Genomic DNA, 1,319 nt, shown 5'->3' with positions numbered 1-1,319 from the left:
GCAAACGCGGCCTGGTTGGCGAAGCTGCCGGCCTGCACCACGCCCACGATCACGCTGCCGTCGCCGTTCACGTCGACGAGGCTGATCGCCGAACCGTCGGTCACGAACAGACCCGACACCGCATTGGTCACCGTCAGCTTGTAGGCCGTCGATCCCGCGGCCGCCGGACCGTCGGCGCCGAACTGCGGCGTCGCCGTCACCAGCGCAACGTCAACCGCATGCGCGATGTAGCCCGTCCCGGTCACATCCGGATCGTCGCCCTTGGCGATCGCCCCGGTGTTGATGGTCGCCGCCGTGCTCGTCGGCGGGGAACCTGCGTCCGTGTTGCCCTCGTCCAGCGCAGCCGTCGTGCCCGACAGCACCGCCGTCAGCTTCGGACCGTCGTCGTCGAAGGTGATCTTGCCGGACACGTCGACCGGCGTGCTCGCCTTGTCGCCGTCGCCGTCGGTGATCGTCACCGTCAGCGCCAGCGAGTTCGCGTTCAGCGACACCCCGTCGTCCGGCGTGTTGCTGGCGCTGTCCTGGTGCAGCGACAAATACTGCTCGACCGTCACCGCGCCCGTCGTGCCGTTGATCGAGATCGCAAATGCGGCCTGGTTGGCGAAGCTGCCGGCCTGCACCACGCCCACGATCACGCTGCCGTCGCCGTTCACGTCGACAAGGCTGATCGCCGAGCCGTCGGTCACGAACAGACCCGACACCGCATTGGTCACCGTCAGCTTGTACGCCGTCGCATCCGAGGCCGCCGGGCCGTCCGCGCCGAACTGCGGCGTCGCCGTCACCAGCGACACGTCCACCGCATGCGCGATGTAGCCCGTCCCCGTCACATCCGGATCATCGCCCTTGGCGATCGCGCCGGTGTTGATGGTCGCCGCCGTGCTCGTCGGCGGGGAACCTGCGTCCGTGTTGCCCTCGTCCAGCGCAGCCGTCGTACCCGACAGCACCGCCGTCAGCTTCGGACCGTCGTCGTCGAAGGTGATCTTGCCCGACACGTCGACCGGCGTGCTCGCCTTGTCGCCGTCGCCGTCGGTTATCGTCACCGTCAGCGCCAGCGAGTTGGCGTTCAGCGACACTCCGTCGTCCGGCGTGTTGCTGGCGCTGTCCTGGTGCAGCGACAGATACTGCTCGACCGTCACCGCGCCCGTCGTGCCGTTGATCGAGATCGCAAATGCGGCCTGGTTGGCGAAGCTGCCGGCCTGCACCACGCCCACGATCACGCTGCCGTCGCCGTTCACGTCGACGAGGCTGATCGCCGAACCGTCGGTCACGAACAGACCCGACACCGCATTGGTCACCGTCAGCTTGTAGGCCGTCGATCC

At 68.2% G+C, this 1,319-nt stretch carries 1 protein-coding gene; it reads right to left on the bottom strand.

Translation table 11 applies throughout. The annotated features are described in order from the left end of the window. On the bottom strand, positions 1 to 1,319 hold a 1,319-nt coding region (locus tag JQ603_RS37870; RefSeq protein WP_245004153.1), incomplete at both ends, for a DUF5801 repeats-in-toxin domain-containing protein.

Source organism: Bradyrhizobium liaoningense (assembly GCF_018130825.1).
Lineage (GTDB): Bacteria > Pseudomonadota > Alphaproteobacteria > Rhizobiales > Xanthobacteraceae > Bradyrhizobium > Bradyrhizobium liaoningense_B.
This window is presented reverse-complemented; position numbering and strand designations above follow the sequence as displayed.